This is a genomic window from Arthrobacter sp. Y3221114, from assembly GCF_059092625.1.
This window is the reverse complement of record NZ_JBNHHW010000002.1, coordinates 224,328-242,432: the sequence shown is the minus strand read 5'-3', so window position 1 is coordinate 242,432 and position 18,105 is coordinate 224,328. Positions and strand designations below refer to the sequence as shown.

Here is an 18,105-nt window from a genome sequence, read left to right as displayed (position 1 = left end):
CCGCCCCTGCCCGCACGGACGCGTACGTGCGGCCGCCCGGGCCGGGACCCGCGGGACCCGCCCTGGTTCCGGTGCCGGCGACCGGCCCGAAGCAGGCCGGGACCGAAGCGGTGGACGCGGTCCTGGCGCACCTGCAGGCGGTGGCGCCGGCGGTGGAGTCGCTGCGCGCCCAGGCCGGCCAGCTGGCCGGTTGGGGAACCGAGCTGGCCGGGCGCCTGATGGGCGGCGCACGCCTGCTGGCGGCCGGCAACGGCGGCTCCGCGGCGGAAGCCCAGCACCTCACCGCCGAACTGGTGGGCCGTTTCGACGGCGAACGCCGGGCCTTTTCCGCCATCTCGCTGCATGCGGAGACCTCGGCGGTCACGGCCATCTCCAATGACTACGGCTTCGACCAACTGTTTGCCCGGCAGGTCCTGGGCCACGGCCGGGCCGGCGACGTGCTGCTCCTGCTGACCACCAGCGGCAAGAGCGGGAACCTGCTGCGTGCGGCCGAAGCTGCCCGCAGCATCGGCGTGACCTGTTGGGCGCTGACCGGCCAGGCACCGAATCCGCTGACCCTGCTGTGCGACGACTACGTAGCCGTGGAGGCTGCGCCGGCCAATGTGCAGGAAGGTCACCTCATGGCGCTGCACGCCATCTGCCGGGCCTTCGACGCCGAGGTGGCGCGCCTTGAGGCAGGCACCGCCGGCGGGCGCGGGCAGGGAGGCCGGCCATGAGGATCGTGGTGGTGGGCGATGTACTGCTCGATGCCGATGTGGAGGGCGCGGCAACCCGGCTGAGTCCGGACGGACCGGTGCCGGTGGTTGATGCCGCCGAAACGACCTACCGCGCCGGCGGAGCCGGGCTCGTGGCACGGATGCTGGCCCGCGACGGTCGGGACGTCCTCCTGGTCACGGCAATGTCCGACGACGGCGCTTCCTCCCGGCTGCACGACGCCCTGGATGGCGTCCGCGTGGTCGCCGGGCCATCCGGCGCCCCAACGCCGGTGAAAACCCGGATCCGGGCCGGCGGGCAGTCGGTGGTCAGGGTGGACGAAGGCTGCGCCCCGGCACCTGTGCCGGTCCCGACACCGGACATGCTCGACGCGCTCGGGACGGCCGACGCGATCGTCGTGGCGGACTACGGCCGCGGCTTGGCGGCCGCACCCGCTCTGCGCGATGCCCTGGCCTCGCTGGTGCACCGGATCCCCGTGGTGTGGGATCCGCACCCGGCGGGCCCGGCCCCGGTCGAGGGCGTGGCCGCCGCGACGCCGAACCTGCCCGAAGCCCTGCGCATCGCCGGACAGCGGGACAGCGGCACCCGGGAAGCGGCACTGGCCGCGGCGGAACTGCGTTCACGCTGGAACAGCGGCGCCGTCGTCGTCACGCTGGGCGCGGAAGGAGCCTTGATCCAGACGGACGGCGACCTGCCGCAGGCCGTTCCCGCCCCGACGCTGGACCCGGCCGACACCTGCGGAGCGGGGGACCGGTTCGCCGCCTCCCTGGCGGTGGCGCTGGCCTCCGGGCAGCCGCTGACCGCCGCGGTGGAAGAGGCCGTCGGGCAGGCGGCGGCTTTCCTTGCCGCAGGCGGGGTGGCATCGCTTCGGCGGGAAACGGCCCCGGTCCCGCTGCACGGGCCGGGGGTAGACGCCATGCGCGTTGCCGCGCAGACCCGCGAAGCCGGTGGCACGGTGGTAGCCACCGGAGGCTGCTTCGACTTGCTGCACGCCGGCCACGCCCGGACCCTGGCCGCCGCCCGGAAGCTGGGCGACTGCCTGATCGTCTGCCTCAACTCGGACGATTCGGTCCGCCGCCTCAAAGGCGAAGAGCGTCCGATCATGAACCAGGAGGACCGCACCGAGCTGCTGCTGGCGCTGGAGTGCGTGGATGCGGTGCTGGTCTTCGACGAGGCCACCCCCGAAGCGGCGCTGGAACGGCTGCGCCCGGACATCTGGGTCAAGGGCGGCGACTACACCGCGGACCAACTGCCCGAAGCGCGGCTGCTGCAGTCCTGGGGCGGGCAAACCGTCACCGTGCCCTACTACCGGGCGCGTTCCACCACCGGCCTGGCCGCCGCCCTGGCGAAGGTCGGCTGAAACACAGGACCGCTCCGCCGATCCGGCGGACCCTGGACCGAAGAACCATCCCCGAACCTGAGGAGGAAAAACATGAGCATTGCACCAACGAACCCCGGGCGCGTCCTGGTCACCGGCGGAGGATCCGGACTCGGAGCCGCCGTCGTGGAGGCTGTACTTGCCGCCGGCGGCACGCCGGTCGTGCTGGACCGTGACGTCAGCCGGGTGGGCCGGGCCAAGAGCATCGAGGTGGACGTCGCCGACCGCGCCGCCGTCGAAGCGGCGGTGCAGCAGGCCGCCGATACCCTCGGCGGGCTGGACGCCGTCGTGACGGCTGCCGGGATTGACCGCTGCGGACGCCTGGAAGATGTACCGGCCGAAGAATGGGAAAAGGTCATCGGCGTCAACCTGATGGGCACTGTCTCCGTGGTGCGCGCGGCCCTGCCGCACCTGATGTCCTCCCACGGGCGGGTGATCACGGTCGCCTCGTCGCTGGGGATCAAGGCCGTCTCCGACGCCACCGCCTACTGCGCCTCCAAGTTCGGCGTGGTCGGTTTCAGCCGGGCGCTGGCGGCCGAAACCCGCGGACAGGTCGGAGTGACCACCATGATTCCGGCCGGCATGAAGACCAGGTTCTTCGACGACCGCACCGAGCAGTACAAGCCGCAGGACGACTCCCGGCTTAACGATCCGGAACGGGTGGCCGATGCCATCATCTTCGCCCTGTCACAGCCGAAGGGCTGCGAGGTGCGCGAGATGGTCATTTGCCACGAAGAAGAAGACTCGTGGCCCTAAGCTGGCGCAGGTCCGCGTAGACATCCTCTGCGCGGACCTGATCCGTCAGGGAGAATTCGTGGCTGCAGCGTTCGGCTGTCCAGCCCACTTGCCTCAGGTCGGAGCCGCAGGCCGGGCACTGCGTCATCCAGGACATGTGGATCCGGTGCATGGTCCGGCCGAGTGCCCCGGCCATGATCATGTTGCCGGCCCAGTAGATGCCCACCGTGGGCGTTCCCACCGCCTGCGCCAGGTGCCGCGGCCCGCTGTCATTGCCGACCATCACGTCACTGGCGCGCAGCACGGCGGACAGCTCATCCAGCTCCAGCCGGCCGGCCACGGAGTCGATGCTGCCGCCGCCGCCGGTTCCGGCCGCCGCGCGGCCCAGGTTCACCACTTCCTCGGCCAGCGCCATGTCGGATTGGTCGCCTACGACCAGGACCTGGCACCCGTCGTCGGCCGCCCACGCGGCCACCTGGGCAAACTCCGACGCCGGCCACCGACGCCGCGGGTCGGTGGCGCCCGGGTGGATGGTCACCAGCGATGGCCTGCCTTCTTCGAGCAGCCCGGCCAGCATCGCCTCTTCGTCGGCCAGGGGCTGCAGCTCCGGCTGCAGCGCGGCCGGAGCCGCGCCGGCCAGGCCCACCACCTCCAACGCGCGCAACACCTCGTGCTGGTAGTACAGGTACGGGATGGACCGCTCGAGCGCGGCCGCGTCTTCGGTCCGGGTACCCACCGTGTGCCGCGCGCCCAGTTTCAGCAGGAATGGGTTCGAGTTCCGGCCGCCGCCGTGCAACTGCACGGCCAGGTCGAACTGCTCGGCGCGCATCCGCTGCTGGAAGCGGGCGATGGCCTGCGGATCCTCCGGTCCCGGGCGAACCCCGTGGGCGAACGGCAGCGGTTCCACCCGGTGCACCGGGCCGGGCCTGCCGCGAAACAGCGCGGCGTGGGCCTGCGTGCCCAGCAGGGTCAAGCTGGCCTCCGGATAGGCGGCAGCCAGCGACTCCAGTGCCGGAACCGAAAAAAGCACGTCGCCCAGTCCTCCGCCCCGGAGCACCGCAATCTTCCGAACACCCTCGAAGGGCTCCAACACCGGTCCGATGCCCCGGCCATGCCGGGCCTCGGTACTGAGCCTTTGGCCACCGAAAGCGGCGCCGCCTGTGGGAGAACCAGCCATCTCCACCTCCTGGATCAATGTCCCGCGCGGCGCCTCCACCCGGCGCGCGGGTTTCGGGTCTGCCGCAACCCCTGCGAACCCGCCCCCGCGGGCCCCTCGTGAACTTCACCCTAGGGTGCTTTCGAGCCGCTGGCCAGAGCCCGAATCGGGCCCAGAGGCACGAACCGGCCAGCCGGAACCGGCTGCACACCGATGTCTGAAACCGCGCGATGCGGGGTAGGGAACCAGTACCACGCATTGTTGCCGGCGTCGGCGTGCCCGTGGCGGGCACCGGACTGCCGCTGCGTGTCGTGGACTTTGGCCAGAGACCAAACGGGCAGGCCCAGGCCGCCGTGGAGGGGAGGAGCAATATGACCACCGATTCCGATACTGCCCGGGATTTTGCCTTATTGGAGGTGCACGACCCGAGGGACGGCAGCCTGGTGGGCGGGCTTGAGGAAACGAGCCCCGACGAGGTGCGGGCCGCCGTCGCGGCCGCCAAGGCTGCCCAACCCGGCTGGGCAGCCACCGACGCTGCCGCCCGCGGCGAACTGCTGGAAGCGGCCGCGGCTGCCTTGCAGGAGCATTCGCAGGAGCTGGCCGAGATGAACGCGCGGGAAACCGGTCGGCCGGAACATGAAGCCCTGGAGGGCGTGCTGGCCGGGGCCGGGACCCTGCGGCAGTACGCCCAGCTGGGCCCCGTGCACCGCGGCCGCAGCCTGCGCGGCGGTTCGCTTGCCGCCGACTACACGGTGAACGAACCGCGGGGCGTGGCGGCTGTCCTCACGCCCTGGAACGATCCGGTGGCGGTGGCAGCCGGGCTGCTGGGTGCCGCCCTGGCCACGGGAAACACCGTCCTGCACAAACCGAGCGAACGCTGCCCGCATCTGGGCGAGCTGCTCGGTCGGATTCTCTCGGGCGTGCTGCCGCCGCGGGTCTTCACGACGCTGACCGGCGGACCCGCGGTCGGAGCGGCGCTGGCCGGCCATCCTGATGTCGACGTGATCGCGCACGTCGGATCGAGCCTCACCGGTGCCCGGATTGCCCGGGCGGCGGCGCTCACCGGCGCCCATGTGATCCGCGAGAACGGCGGAAACGATCCGCTGATCGTCGACGCCGGCGTCGATCCGGCGTGGGCGGCGGAGCAGGCCGCCATCGGGGCGTTCGCCAACAGCGGGCAGATTTGCACGTCGGTGGAGCGGATCTACGTGCACCGCGACGTCGCCGGCCCGTTCTGTGAAGCGCTCGTCGCCGAGGCCCGCACACGCAACGACGCCGGACTGATGGCACCGCTCGTGGACCGCAGGCTGCGGGACAGCGTCAACGCCCAGGTGGCAGAGGCGCTCTCGCTCGGTGCGACGGCTGCCGAGGGCGGCTCGGTGCCCGAGGGGCCGGGCGCCCATTATCCGGCCACCGTGCTGCTGGACTGTACGGACCGAATGACCGTGATGCAGGAGGAGACCTTCGGCCCGGTGGCCCCGGTCCGGGTGGTTGACAGCTTTGACGACGGGCTGCAGCTGGCGGCGGAGGGCCGGTATGGTTTGGCCGCCACGGTGCTGACCCCGGACCTGGAGCATGCGCACCGGGCCGTTGCGGCGCTCCAGGTCGGCACGGTTAAGATCAACGCCGTCTTCGGCGGTGCGCCGGGCGGTTCCGCCCAGCCGCGCCGGGACAGCGGCGACGGGTTCGGCTACGGCCCCGAACTGCTGGACGAGTTCAGCGCGGTGAAGGTGGTCCACGTCGGCCTGCCCGGTGGGGTGCGGCCATGAGCACGCCCCTGTCGGACGTTTCCGGGCTGGCCGGCTGGTTGCCGGCCCGGCTGGCAGAGGCCGCATCGCAGGTCACCGTGGTGGGCGACGTGATGCTGGACGGGTGGTTCAGCGGCCGGATCGAACGGTTCTGCCGGGAAGCCCCCGCCCCGGTGGTGGACATGACCAAGCGGGAGTACGCCCCGGGCGGCGCCGCCAACACGGCCATGAACCTCGCCGCCCTCGGGGCGCGGGTGCGCATTGTCGGCCTGATCGGCGGGGACGACGCCGGACGGCGGCTGGGTGCCCTCCTGCAGGGTGCGGGGGTGGACATTTCGGGGCTGGTGGAACACGAGGACGTCCTGACCACCACCAAGTACCGCATTATCGGCGGCGACCAGATCATGCTGCGGCTGGACGAGCGCACGGAGCGAGTACCGGAAGCGGCGCAGGAACGGCTGGCCGCAGCCGTGCCGGACGCGCTCGCCGGCAGCGACGCCGTGGTGGTCTGCGACTACGGTTCCGGTGCGTTGGGCGATGCCTTGCGCAGCGTGCTGGCCCGTCACCGCGACGGCCGGCTGCTGGTGGTCGACGCCCACGACCCGCGGCCCTGGTCGGCGATCGCGCCGGACCTGGTCACTCCGAATGCTGCGGAAGCTGCCGCGCTGCTGGGCATGACGCTGGATCCCGACACGGACCGGGCCGCCGCCATAGCCGAGCATGCCGGGGAGCTGCTGCAGGCGACCGGGGCGGGCGCCGCCGTCGTCACGCTGGACAAGGACGGTTCTTTCCTGCTGACGCCCGACGGCGGAACCCACCGCACCTGGGCCAGCCCCGTCACCGAGAAGCAGGCATCGGGCGCCGGCGACACATACGTGGCCTGCCTGACCCTGGCGCGGGCCGCGGGACTGCAGCTCAGCACGAGCCTGGACCTGGCCCAGGCCGCCGCGGATGTGGTGGTGCGCCGGCGCGGCACGTCGGTCTGCGGCACCACCGACCTCGCCGCGCACCTGGGCAGCTTCTCCGACGCCGCGCTGGGTGCGGAGGCGCTCGGGCAGGCGGTCGCCGCCGAGCGGGCCTCGGGCAAGCGCATCGTGCTGACGAACGGGTGTTTCGACGTGCTGCACCGCGGGCACACCCGCTACCTGAACCAGGCCAAGCAGCTGGGCGACGTGCTGGTCGTGGCGCTGAACAGCGACGCGTCCGCCCGGCGGCTGAAGGGACCGGACCGGCCGATCAACCCGGCCGCCGACCGGGCCGGCATTATCGCTGCCCTCAGCTGCGTGGACTACGTGACCGTCTTCGACACGGACACGCCCATCCCGCTGATCGAAGCGATCCGCCCCGACATCTACGCCAAGGGCGGGGACTACTCCCCGGAGATGCTTGAGGAAGCGGCGGTGGTGGAAGCCTGCGGAGGCGAGGTCTGCATCCTGGACTATGTGTCCGACCACTCCACCACGGCGGTGGTCCGCCGGATCCGCGGCTCCGCGCCCGCGGCCGGGACAGGTACCGCGCCGGAGGCGGGAGCGGATCCGGCGCCCGCCTCGGGAGCCGATTCGGCGTGAGCCGCCGGAGTTCGGCCAGCTGGGCCCTGGCTTCAGCGGAATCAGGGCCTGAGCTGGACGTGTTGGTGCCCAGCTACGGCCGGGAAGCGGAGCTGGCGGTAACACTCGCCGGGCTGGCGGCACAGGACGGTCCGGCGTTCTCGGTCATTATCAGCGACCAGACCGACGGCGCCGCCGCCTGGAGCACCCGGCCGCCGGCGCCATGATCAGGGTGCTGGAAGCCCAAGGGCGCCCGGTCCGGCTGGAACGGAATCTGCCCCGGCGCGGGCTGGCCGAGCAGCGCGACTTCCTGCTCCGGCTTGCCACGGCTGAACTGGTGTTGTTCCTGGACAACGACGTGTGGCTGGAACCGGGCATGCTGTCCCGGATGACGGCGGCCATTCGGGAGGCGGGCTGCGGGTTCATCGGTGCCGCGGTGCAGGGCATGTCCTACCTGGACGACGTACGGCCGGGGGAGCAGGAACCCTTCGAACTGTGGGACGGTTCGGTGCGTCCCGAGCGCATCCGCCGTGCTGACGACCGGTTCGGCCGCTGGCAACTGCACAACGCGGCAAACCTGACGCATATCGCCGCCGAGCTGGGAATTCCGGACGGCGGCTGGCGGCTGTACAAGATCGCGTGGGCCGGCGGCTGCGTGCTGTACCGGCGGAGCGCGCTGCTGGATTGCGGCGGCTTCGGGTTCTGGGAGGAGTTGCCGCCGGCCCACGCCGGCGAAGATGTGGTGGCGCAGCTAAGGGTCATGGAACGCTACGGCGGTGCCGGCATCCTGCCCTCCGGTGCCGTGCACTTGGAATCGCCGACCACCGTCACCGACCGCTCCACCGAAGCCGCGGACGTCGTGCTGCGGGATTGATCAGCCGGCCGCAACCTGCCCGGCGTCCTCCCACCCGCCGCCGACTGTGTAGCTGGCGACCAGCGTGCCGGCGCCGGGCTGCATCGAATCGTCGGGATCGTCGTAGAGCTGCGCCGTGTCCGCCTTGCTGTTGGACAGGATGGACTCCGCCGCTTCCTTGGCCTCCGCCAGCGACGCCCCGAACACCTCGCTGCGGGCGGGCAACTGGTCCGTGCGGACGATTTCCGCATCCGTTTCGCTCAGCGGGACTGTATAGCCGCGGTGTTCTTCGCTGATCGGGAACTCGAAGCTTCCCTCGTCCGGCGCGGCCGGGATGGTGTACTCCAGGTAATAGGACATGGCGGTGCTCCTTTCGGCGCTGGTCGGCCGCCGGGTCAATTGCGGGCGGCGGCCCGGGCCCCCAGCCTGTCACAGCCGAAATGCGGTGCATAGGCCGCAGGAGTCCGGCCCGTCCGGCGGGGCGATTGGGCCCCGGCCGCCCCGGATCTGCCCGCGGCCGGTTAGCCGTGCACCGTCGTCGTCGTTAGACTGGCAGGTGCGTAAGGGAGTATCCAGATGCGCTGCAGCCGTCAACACGTAGGGCACCGACGCCCGGCCGGTTGCAGTGGCCGGCCGTGCCGGAGGAGAGACTTGCGGGCTCACCGCTACCCGCTTACGGAAGGAAACACATGAGCGTTTCTCCCCTGATTTGGGGCATCACAATCGCCGTTATCCTCGCGTTGCTCGCCTTCGACTACTTCTTCCACATCCGCAAGGCGCACGTGCCGTCGCTGAAGGAAGCCGCCATCTGGTCCGCCTTGTACGTGGGCATCGCCATCGTCTTCGGGATCCTGGTGCTGATCTACGGCGGCGTGGACATGGGCTCCGAGTACTTCGCCGGCTACATCACCGAGAAGGCGCTCTCGGTAGACAACCTGTTTGTCTTCCTCATCATCATTGCCAGTTTCAAGGTGCCGCGCGAAGACCAGCAAAAAGTGCTGCTGTTCGGTATCGTGTTCTCGCTGATCGCCCGCACCGGATTCATCTTCCTGGGCGCGGCGCTGATCAACACCTTCGCCTGGGTGTTCTACGCCTTCGGACTGATCCTGATTATCACGGCAGGCAACCTGCTCAAGCCCGGACACGACGGCGGCGAGGCGGACAACTTCATCATCCGGCTGGCCAAGCGGTTCTTCCACACCACGGATTACTACGACGGCGACAAACTGTTCACCATCAAGGACGGCAAGAAGGCGATGACCCCGATGCTGCTGGTCATGGTGGCCATCGGCGGCACGGACATCCTGTTCGCCCTGGACTCCATTCCCGCGATCTTCGGCCTGACGCAAAACGTCTTCATCGTCTTCACCGCCACGGCCTTCTCGCTGATGGGCCTGCGCCAGCTGTACTTCCTGATCGACGGGCTGCTGGACCGGTTGATCTACCTGTCCTACGGCCTGGCAGCGATCCTGGCCTTCATCGGCGTGAAGCTGATCCTGCACGCACTGCACGAGAACAACCTGCCCTTCGTCAACGACGGCAACCCGGTTCCGGTCGTCGAGATCACCACTGGACTCTCGCTCACCGTCATCATCGGCATCCTGGTGGTCACCGTCGTGGCCTCGCTGATGAGCAAGGCGGGCAAGGCACAGAACGCCATCAACAACGCACGCCGGCACGCGGTCAACTACATGGATCTCTCCTACACCGCTGATCCGGCAGAACGTGAACGCATTTACCGGCTGCTGGTGGAAGAAGAACGCCAGATCGTGCAAATGGAACCGAAGTACCGCAACAAGGCCAAGGACGTGGACATCATCCGCGAACAGGTGGCCGAGGCCCACCGCCAGCACGCGGAATACCAGAGGAGCTAGGGCCGCCTGAGCCGGCCGGGCACAGGAATCGGGACCCCACAAGGACGTCCCACCGGGGTGCCGGCAGGCCCAAAACCCCCGTTCCCGCACCCAAGCGGACCGCTGGCGACGGCGGCAAACCGGCCCGGCGGACTGATTCGCCGGGCCGGCGAGGACAGACCGGCCGCCTCTTCAAGGGCAAAACGTCCGGTGCTACGGTGAGGGCTACTGATCAAGAAAACCCGCAGTTCCAATCGCAGGGAAGGTGATCACGATGACCGAGCAGGTCAACACGACCCACGCAGCCAACAAGAGGTACGCCGAACTGTACAAGAAGCCGGGACCCTGGATCACCGTCTACGTGGACGCCAGTACTGGCACCGTGGAATCCCTGCGGGCCGGCGATGTGCTGCCGGACAGGCTGCGGGAATCGCTCGAGAAACAGGGCGCCGCGAAGGCGGACATAGAAGCCGTGATCGACGCCGTTTCCCCGGCCACCGGCGTTCCGTCTCCGGTCGGCCGCTTCGTGCTGGTGCGCGGCGGTGAGGCCGAGATTAATGAGGTGCTCCCGGGCGCGCTGTCCGGTCCGGAGGTGGTTCAGGCCGGCCCGATTCCCGACCTGGTGCCCCTGTTGAAGGCCCGCGGCGACGACTTCCCATACGTGGTGGCCGAGGTGGGCCGGGACGGCGGCGAGGTCCACCTGCAGTACGCGCGCCGGAACGGCGTGGTGGAAACGAGGACGGTGGAGGGCGAGCGGGAGAACCTCACCAAGGTCCCCGGCGGCGGCTGGTCCCAGGGCCGCTATCAGCACCGCACCGAGGAGATTTGGCGCAAGAACGCCGATGAAATCGCCGCCGAGATCGATCGCGTGGTGCAGGCCAGCAAGGCGCGGCTGCTGATTGTGGCGGGGGATATCCGGGCCCGCGAGCTGGTGGTCGACCAGCTTTCCGAAGCCAGCCGTGCGATCGAATCCACCATCGACTCGCACACCCGCACCGGCGGAGCGGACAAGGAAGCGCTCCGTGCGGAAATAGCCGCCCGGGTGGCCCATGTGTGGACCGAGCAGCGCAAAGCCATCCTGGACCGCCTGGCCAACCAAACAGGGCAGGCCCATCCGGAGTGGACGGCGGGCCTGGGCGAGTGCGTCCGGGCGCTGCAGCAGGCGCAGGTTGGCACGCTGCTGATGAACGACGACGCCCTCGCCGATCATCAGGTGCACGCCCTGACGGCCGAACCGTGGATCGCTACGGCCGGCGAGCAAGCCGTCAACGGCGACCTGCTGGCCAAGGTTCCTGCCCCGGCGGCGCTGGTCCGCGCAGCGGCGCTGACCGACGCCCGGGTGACCATGGTCCCCGAAGGGGCCCTGCCGGGAGGGAAGAGCATAGCGGCGCTGCTCCGCTGGCCCACCGGCCCCGACGTGCCGCGAGGCTAAGGTCCTCCGGCGTGCCGAGAGCGCCGGAGCGCCGGAGCGCCCGGGCGTGGCGCGCCGAGCGGACGCCCGCCGCCCGGCGGGGACGGACCGCCTGCCCGGCGGCGTGTGCTAAACGGCCGTGGCGCTGAAACCGCCCAGGGCCAGCGCCACGGGCACCGCCGCCGCGGCCGCCCCGGCGTGCGGCCGGCAGGCGGACGGATACGGCAGCGCCGGGCGGACCTCCACCGCGGCCTGCCCGCTGAAGAGCTCCGGCAACCGGTAGTCGAATCCCTCGGCCGCGTCGAGCAGCCCTGCCGCCAACTGTGCGGCCTGTTCCTGGAAGCCGGTGCGCAGCAGCCCCATCACAATCCAGGCGGTCTCCTGCGTCCAGACCGCCCCTGAGCGGCGGCGGGTGGGCCAGAACCCGGGGTTCGCGGTGGACAGGGTCCGGACGCCGTAGCCGGAGAACAAGGTCCGGTCCATCAGCCGCGCAACCACCGTCCGGGTTTCCTCGGGGTTCAGCAGCCCCGTGCCCAGCAGGTGTCCCATGCCGGACCCGACGCCGTCCACCCGCTGCTTTTTGTCGTCGAGTGCCATCGCCGGGTAAGGGCCGGCGTCGTCGGTGCACCAGAACCGGCTGCGGAAGTTCTCCGCCAGCCGGGACGCGTAATCCCGCCACTCGGCGCCGGCGTTCGCTTCGCCGAAGTAGTCCAGCAACACTGCTGCGGCACGGGCCGCCTCGTAGGCGTAGGCCTGCAGTTCGCCCGACGCGACCGTCCCGGTCGCCGCCCGGCCGTCCAGATAGCGGTACGCGGCGCGCGTGTCGCCGGACCCCTGGTGCCCCGGCCCCTGCAGGGCGGGAACCGGCGTCTCCAGGAAGCCGTCGCCGTCGGGGTCGCCGTCGATGCGCAGCCAGTCCAGCGCAGCCTCCAGATGGGGCAGCAGGTCCCGGACGGCGTCCTCCGGCATCCCCGAGTGCCAGGCGTCGTGCAGCAGTACGATCCACAGCAGCGTGGCGTCGGGCGACCCGTACAGGACCGGGGGAAGCTGCCGGACCACGGCATCGGCGGGCATCGCCAGGCGGCGCTGCCGCACCTCCTGGACCATCAGGCCGGGCCGTTCTCCCGATTCGGCCGACTCGGCCGTGCCCTGCCACGCCGCCACCGCCCGCAGCGTCCCTTCCGCAACCGCGGCGTCGACCGGCAGCAGCAGCCGGGCGGCAACCAGCGACTCCCGGCCGTACAGCGTCAGGAACCAGGGGGCACCCGCCGCCAAAAAGACATCGCCAGGGGTCTGGCGTCCCGCCATCCGCAGGCTGTTGAGGTCGGTGATGGACCGGCTCATCAGCCGCTGCAGCCGGGGATCCCCCGCCAGCGACGGCGTGCGCAGCGGGGGCGCGGCCGCGGCAGTCAGGGGAGCATCGTCGTCGTTAAGCTCAAGACTCCAGGAGAGCACGACGACGGCGCCCGGCTTGAGCAGCTCCGTCCACTCCAGCCGGATGAGGCTGCCGTCAAAACTGACCCGGGCACCTTCGGCCGTCAGCGCGGCGCGTGTATTGTCGCGCCAGCTCCAGGCGGCTTCGCCCGGGGCCACCGAGCCGGCCTCGCCCGCGGCCCCGGCGCGCACCTGTTCCAGCGGAATGGCGTCGGCCACCAGGTCGACGCGGATTTGGAGCTCCAACTCGTCCTCGAGGGCCGACGTAAACGTGAGCGCCTCGGCCAGCCGGCCGGCTTCCACCGCCCGCGAGCGGTTCAACGTCACCAGCGGATCCGTCCCGTCCGCCGTGGTCCGGATGAATGCGAAGAAGTCGGCGCGTCCGGCCGAGCGCGACTGGGTGGAAATCCACTCCGGTTCCTGCCCGTTCACCGCCAGCAGGCAGCGGGCCAACACGCGGTCGTCCCCGCAGTAGACCCCTTGGGCTCCGGTACCCCTGATCTGTCCGTGGGGCTCGCTCCAGGCTTGGACGGGTGCCGCAAAGACTCCCGTGAGATCGTGCAGATACGGCTGGCGGTAGACCATTTACTCATCTTGGCAGCATCGGCAGTCCCGGAACAATCTGCGCCGGCCGTCCATCGGCCGGGATGGATTCAGCCGACGGTGCCGGAGGCGTCCCGCCCGCCGGGTGTCCAGGACAGGTGGATCAGGACCCCGTCCGTCGTCTCTTCGATGACCAGGCGCAGCTCATCGCCATAGAGTTCCCGGGGACCTGCGGGGCCGCTTTCGCTCTGCTGCACCAGATCGGCCAAGGCGGCGGCCATCGCCCGGCCCCAGTCCTGGTGGTTCTTGCTGTTGGCGGTTGCGGTGGCGGTATAGGTGGCGTTCATGCTGCGCACGTCCTGACTGCACGTTTAGAACCTGCCGCACGACGCTGTGCCGCAGGTCCCATCAGAGTAGCCAGCCCCGTGACCCCGATCTACCTTTTCGCGTACATTACTCGTATGTGACGCCAGTCATAATCCGGCAGGAGGTCATGATGAGGGGCAGCGGGCCCGGACGGGCGGGCCGCGACGAGGCGGTCCGGAAACTGCGGGAGGACATCCTGGCCGGCGGCCTGCAGCCAGGCTCCAGGGTGACCGTTGCCGGGCTCGCCGGGCGCATCGATGCGGAGGAAGCCCTGGTGCGCGACGCCGTCGGCGTCCTCACGGAAGAAGGCCTGATTGAGGCCACCGGGCACGAACACCGGATTGCCAATCCCGGTCCACAGCAGGCCATCCAGCTCCTGGATGTGATGGGCGTGGTGCTGGTCGCGCTGTTCGAGCGGGCTGCCCCGCGTTTGTCGCCCGCCGAGATCGACACCATGGCCACGCTGGCGGAGGACCTGCAGGGGGCGATCAACCGCGAGGACACGCTGGCCTCCTACCGCGCGGTCGGCAGGCTGGTGGCCGTCATCCTGGGGGCGGCAGATCATCAGGAACTGAAGGCCGTGAACACGCATGTGCTCGACCGCTCGCTCGCCCGGCTGCACCTCTTCCAACATGCCGCCGCCTATCCTCTCTGGACCGACGGCTGGCGCGAGACCGTGCAGTATCTCCAGCAGGGTCAGCCCGAGGCGGCAGTGGAGCGACTGCGGCAAACATTCTGGATCCTCGCCGAAGGGTTGGCCCAGGAGGTTCCTGGCCCGCCTGCCGGGCGACCGGGCCGCGACGGGATAAAGTGATTCCCGGCCGGTTTTGATCCCGGCCGCCCGCCCGGCCTTTCGACCCATGGACCACGCTTGCCCTCGCCCGCACAACTGACTGCCGATAACCGACCGAGCCCCGATTCCCCGCCGCCTCCGGAGACCCGCACCGGGCCGCGCCCCGCCCAGCGGCGGCGCCCCGCCCCGTTTGCCGGCCGGCTGACCGTATTCGCCGGCGTCCTGCTGCTCGCGTTGAGCCTGCGGCTGGCCGTCTCCGGTGTGTCGCCGGTGCTGGCGGATATTGCCGCGGATTTGCCGTTCGGCACGGCTTCCGCCGGTGTGCTGGGCATGCTGCCCACCGCAGCCTTCGCCGCCGCCGGGTTCGCCGTTCCGGTGCTGATGCGCCGGATCGGCTTGGAAGCGCTGCTGCTCGTGGCACTGGGCATGGCCGCGATCGGCCAACTCGGCCGTGCGATGGTCTCCGACGTGCCGTCGTTCCTGGTCCTGTCCGGCCTCACCATGGCGGGCTACGGGATCGGGAACATCTTGCTGCCGCCGCTGGTGAAGCGCTATTTCCCGGACCGGATCGGCCTCATCACCGCCCTTTACGTGACATTGCTGGCGGTCAGCACGGCGTTCAGCCCGCTGCTTGCCGTGCCGCTTGAGCAGGCTGCCGGCTGGCGGTTCTCGATCGGAGTGTGGGCGGCCGTAAGCGTGGCCGCGCTCGTGCCGTGGCTGATGACCGCGTGGACGGAACATTGGCGCCGTCGGACCGCGCGCCTGGTGCTGCAGCCCTACCGCCCCGGCGGTTTGGACATCCTCCCGCCGGAGGACGGCGGCGCCCGGAACGCGGCCGGGCCCGGGCCGGCCGTGGGTCCCGGGACGGCAGGTGGCCCCGGCGATGCCCGCTCCGGGGTGGCGGCCGGCCCCGGGGCGACCGGTGGGCCGCCCGGGGCGGAGGCCACGGGTTCCGCAGCGGGAGCCGCGGCCGCTTCCGCCGAAACGACGGAGGTACGCGTCTGGCGCTCGCCGGTCGCCTGGGGGCTGGCCCTGGTGTTCGCCGGGACCTCGTCGAACACGTTTGCCATGTTCACGTGGTTGCCGCCGTTGTTGGTGGACAGCGGGATGCTGCCCCCGACGGCCGGCACCATGCTGGCCTACTACGCCATCCTGGGCCTGCCGACCAGCCTGTTGGTGCCGCTGATCGCGGCGCGGCTGCGCAATCCGTTGGGCTTGGGCCTGCTGTTCATCGGCTTCTACGCGGCCGGATACGCCGGGCTGCTGCTGTCGCCCTCGTTTGGCACGTGGCTGTGGATCACCTTGGCCGGGCTCGGCCAGGGCACCTATGCCATGGCGCTGCTGCTGGTCAACCTCCGGACCCGCACCACGGCCGGTGCGGCGGCGCTCTCCGGGTTCGCGCAGGGGATTGGATACACCGTCGCCTGCGCCGGTCCGCTGATGTTTGGGCTGCTGCGCGACGTCAGCGGCGGCTGGGGTGCTTCTTTCGGCCTGCTGGGAGCTGCTTTGCTCATCCTGGCTGTGGGCCTGGTCATCGTGCGGCGGCCCCGCTATCTGGAGGACTCGGCCCGGGACCGGTAGCGGCTGCCGACGGACAGCCCGTGGTTGGATGGGGAAATGCCGACGAGCCATGCCCTCGTATCGCCGCCCAAGCTTGAATCGGGCGACCGGGTCGCGATTCTCTCTCCGTCCTTTGCGGCCCCCGGATTCGCACCGGATGTCCACGAGCAGGCGATGCGTCGTCTCATCGCCGAAACGGGACTGATCCCCGTGGAATACCCGACGACCCGAAAGCTTGGCGCTTCCGCCGCGGAACGCGCTGCGGACCTCCATGCCGCGTGGTCGGACCCGGCCATCCGGGCCATCCTCGCGACGATCGGCGGCGATGACCAGATAGCCGTCATTCCCCACCTGGACGCCGGTCTCGCCGCCGCGAACCCCAAGATCTTCATGGGCTACAGCGACAACACGAACCTCCTGAACTGGCTGTGGTCGCTCGGAATAGCGGGCTACTACGGGGGCTCGACCCAAGTGCACCTCGGAGCCGGCCCGCACGTTGACGACGTGCACCTGGCGTCGCTGAAGGCAGCGCTGTTCACGGGCGCCGAGCTGGAACTTGTGGATCCCGGCGAGTCCGAGGACTTTGGGCCGGACTGGCTGACGCCCCAGGCCCTTGTCGAATTCGGCCAACGGGAACCCACGCAGCCGTGGACCTGGGCGGGACCGGAGCGGGAAGCGGCCGGCCGCACCTGGGGCGGGTGCCTGGAGGTCATCGATCAGCTGGCCCTGGCCGATCGGCTCCCTTCTCGGGAATCCCTCGAGGGATCGATCCTGATCCTTGAGTCCAGCGAGGAGACTCCTCCGGCGGCATGGGTCAAGAGGTGGGTCCGGGCGCTGGGCGAACGGGGGGTCCTGTCGGCCGTGGAGGGAGTGGTCGTGGCGCGGCCGCCGGTGAGCACCCACGACATGGTCCCGCCAGCGGACGAGCGGGCCGGTCTCCGCGCCGCCCAACGCGATGTGGTCCTCGCCGAGATGAAGCGCTACAACGAACACGCCGTCGTCTGTGTCGGGGTCCCGTTCGGTCATACCCGTCCGCAATGGATCGTCCCCTACGGCGGAACGATGCGGCTCGACGGCCGGAACCGAACCATCACGGCGGATTACAGCTGACGGCTTCGAGGCGGTTCGGGCGGGGATGCGCCGTCCCCACGCCCTCACGCGGGGCACGCATTCCTCGCTGTGGCACCAGACGGTAGGCTGGCGCCACAATCGACCACGAGGAGGCGCCATGAAGTTCAATGACCTGCTCGCCGATGCCTACGGCAGGATCCAGGAACGCGTCCACACCGTGCTGGACGGGCTGGACGCCGGACAGTTGGCCGCCCGGCCAGGCGGCGACAGCAACTCGATCGCCTGGCTCCTCTGGCATCTGACGCGCATCCAGGACGACCATATTGCCGATGTCGCCGGCACGGACCAGTACTGGCTGACCGGCTGGGCGGAGCGGTTCGACCTGCCGCTGCCCCGGAAAGACCATGGCTACGGCCACACGTCCGAGCAGGTAGCGGCCGTGCGGGTCGAATCGGCCGAGTTGCTGCGCGGCTATTACGACGACGTCCATGCGGGCACCCTGAAGTACCTGGAAGGACTGACCGAGGACGACCTGGACCAGATCGTGGACACCCGGTGGGACCCGCACGTCAGCCTGGGGGTCCGGCTGGTCAGCGTCCTGGACGACTGCCTGGAGCACGTCGGGCAGGCCGCGTACGTGAAGGGCATGCTCTCGCGCGCGAAAGCCTAGCGGCCGCGGCCGCTAAACCGGGCCGTGGCCGTCGCCGCCTTGTTGCCCGCCAGCCGCTCGACTACCATTCAAGGAGTCAGAAACAACTGAATACAGCCTTCGACATGCGGCGGGAGAGTCCTGCTGGGTACCAGTCAGCAGGCGCCGTAGGAGCAATACCTCCCCAGGAATCTCTCAGGCCCCTGTACCGCCGCGGAGAGGCAACTCTGGAAAGCAGCCGGACCGTTCAGGACCGGCTCACCGACGGTGCAAGCAGGAGTCGGCCCCTTGGGC

The 18,105-nt window shown here is 70.2% G+C and carries 17 protein-coding genes and 1 riboswitch; of the genes, 13 read left to right on the top strand and 4 right to left on the bottom strand.

Annotated elements, in window-relative coordinates:
• The first annotated feature begins 71 nt into the window (after window positions 1–71).
• The 3 genes from AC5RV3_RS05155 (at window position 72) to AC5RV3_RS05145 (ending at window position 2,848) form a co-directional block, all read left to right on the top strand.
• A complete protein-coding gene (locus AC5RV3_RS05155) occupies window positions 72–716 on the top strand; it encodes a D-sedoheptulose-7-phosphate isomerase (RefSeq protein WP_494121502.1) in 645 nt (214 codons plus the stop codon).
• Entirely contained in the window at window positions 713–2,074 is a 1,362-nt protein-coding gene (locus AC5RV3_RS05150; RefSeq protein ID WP_494121201.1) for a PfkB family carbohydrate kinase, read from the top strand. The genes AC5RV3_RS05155 and AC5RV3_RS05150 overlap by 4 nt, the downstream gene beginning before the upstream one ends.
• Before the next feature lie 72 nt (window positions 2,075–2,146).
• Window positions 2,147–2,848: an SDR family oxidoreductase gene (locus tag AC5RV3_RS05145; protein WP_494000785.1), complete on the top strand. Its 702-nt coding sequence runs from the start codon at window positions 2,147–2,149 to the stop codon at window positions 2,846–2,848.
• On the opposite strand, the gene AC5RV3_RS05140 is transcribed toward AC5RV3_RS05145, so the two are convergent.
• Window positions 2,814–4,004: a glycosyltransferase family 9 protein gene (locus AC5RV3_RS05140; RefSeq protein WP_494121200.1), complete on the bottom strand. Its 1,191-nt coding sequence runs from the start codon at window positions 4,002–4,004 to the stop codon at window positions 2,814–2,816. The genes AC5RV3_RS05145 and AC5RV3_RS05140 overlap by 35 nt on opposite strands.
• 350 nt (window positions 4,005–4,354) lie before the next feature.
• Here AC5RV3_RS05140 and AC5RV3_RS05135 point away from each other — a divergent pair, with 350 nt between their 5' ends.
• From AC5RV3_RS05135 to AC5RV3_RS05120, 4 genes are read left to right on the top strand one after another with little or no spacing between them, the layout of a single operon-like run.
• Window positions 4,355–5,752: an aldehyde dehydrogenase family protein gene (locus AC5RV3_RS05135; RefSeq protein ID WP_494121199.1), complete on the top strand. Its 1,398-nt coding sequence runs from the start codon at window positions 4,355–4,357 to the stop codon at window positions 5,750–5,752.
• Window positions 5,749–7,299, top strand: a complete 1,551-nt coding sequence (gene rfaE2, locus AC5RV3_RS05130; RefSeq protein ID WP_494121198.1) for a D-glycero-beta-D-manno-heptose 1-phosphate adenylyltransferase — start codon at window positions 5,749–5,751, stop codon at window positions 7,297–7,299. Before AC5RV3_RS05135 ends, rfaE2 begins: the two co-directional genes overlap by 4 nt.
• Entirely contained in the window at window positions 7,296–7,505 is a 210-nt protein-coding gene (locus tag AC5RV3_RS05125; RefSeq protein WP_494121197.1) for a glycosyltransferase family 2 protein, read from the top strand. Before rfaE2 ends, AC5RV3_RS05125 begins: the two co-directional genes overlap by 4 nt.
• 5 nt (window positions 7,506–7,510) lie before the next feature.
• Window positions 7,511–8,152, top strand: coding sequence for a glycosyltransferase (locus AC5RV3_RS05120; RefSeq protein ID WP_494121196.1), 642 nt, complete (start codon window positions 7,511–7,513; stop codon window positions 8,150–8,152).
• On the opposite strand, the gene AC5RV3_RS05115 is transcribed toward AC5RV3_RS05120, so the two are convergent.
• Window positions 8,153–8,491 (bottom strand): hypothetical protein, encoded by a 339-nt coding sequence (locus AC5RV3_RS05115; protein WP_494121195.1) that lies wholly within the window; start codon window positions 8,489–8,491, stop codon window positions 8,153–8,155. It lies immediately after the preceding gene.
• Between the two features lie 329 nt (window positions 8,492–8,820).
• Between AC5RV3_RS05115 and AC5RV3_RS05110 the strand changes: the two genes are divergently transcribed.
• Window positions 8,821–10,005 carry a TerC family protein gene (locus AC5RV3_RS05110; protein WP_494113175.1) on the top strand — a complete coding sequence of 395 codons (1,185 nt, stop codon included), beginning with the start codon at window positions 8,821–8,823 and terminating at the stop codon, window positions 10,003–10,005.
• A 253-nt stretch (window positions 10,006–10,258) separates the two neighbouring features.
• Window positions 10,259–11,416: a baeRF2 domain-containing protein gene (locus tag AC5RV3_RS05105; protein WP_494121194.1), complete on the top strand. Its 1,158-nt coding sequence runs from the start codon at window positions 10,259–10,261 to the stop codon at window positions 11,414–11,416.
• 108 nt (window positions 11,417–11,524) lie between these two features.
• Here the strand turns inward: AC5RV3_RS05105 and AC5RV3_RS05100 are convergent, their stop codons facing one another.
• The gene (locus AC5RV3_RS05100) at window positions 11,525–13,414 is read right to left on the bottom strand and encodes a glycogen debranching N-terminal domain-containing protein (RefSeq protein ID WP_494121193.1); all 1,890 of its coding nucleotides are present in this window, start codon (window positions 13,412–13,414) and stop codon (window positions 11,525–11,527) included.
• A gap of 68 nt (window positions 13,415–13,482) precedes the next feature.
• Window positions 13,483–13,719 carry a hypothetical protein gene (locus tag AC5RV3_RS05095; protein WP_494112778.1) on the bottom strand — a complete coding sequence of 79 codons (237 nt, stop codon included), beginning with the start codon at window positions 13,717–13,719 and terminating at the stop codon, window positions 13,483–13,485.
• A gap of 116 nt (window positions 13,720–13,835) precedes the next feature.
• On the opposite strand from AC5RV3_RS05095, the gene AC5RV3_RS05090 reads away from it, so the two are divergent.
• The 4 genes from AC5RV3_RS05090 to AC5RV3_RS05075 all read left to right on the top strand — a co-directional run bounded on the left by AC5RV3_RS05090 (window position 13,836) and on the right by AC5RV3_RS05075 (window position 17,832).
• Window positions 13,836–14,552: a GntR family transcriptional regulator gene (locus AC5RV3_RS05090; RefSeq protein WP_494121192.1), complete on the top strand. Its 717-nt coding sequence runs from the start codon at window positions 13,836–13,838 to the stop codon at window positions 14,550–14,552.
• A 57-nt stretch (window positions 14,553–14,609) separates the two neighbouring features.
• A complete protein-coding gene (locus AC5RV3_RS05085; RefSeq protein ID WP_494121191.1) occupies window positions 14,610–16,112 on the top strand; it encodes an MFS transporter in 1,503 nt (500 codons plus the stop codon).
• 36 nt (window positions 16,113–16,148) lie between these two features.
• Complete coding sequence (locus AC5RV3_RS05080) at window positions 16,149–17,201, top strand: S66 family peptidase (RefSeq protein ID WP_494121190.1); 1,053 nt, start codon at window positions 16,149–16,151, stop codon at window positions 17,199–17,201.
• A 118-nt stretch (window positions 17,202–17,319) separates the two neighbouring features.
• Window positions 17,320–17,832 (top strand): mycothiol transferase, encoded by a 513-nt coding sequence (locus AC5RV3_RS05075; protein ID WP_494121189.1) that lies wholly within the window; start codon window positions 17,320–17,322, stop codon window positions 17,830–17,832.
• Between the two features lie 100 nt (window positions 17,833–17,932).
• Window positions 17,933–18,032: riboswitch (glycine riboswitch) on the top strand.
• Window positions 18,033–18,105: the final 73 nt, after the last annotated feature.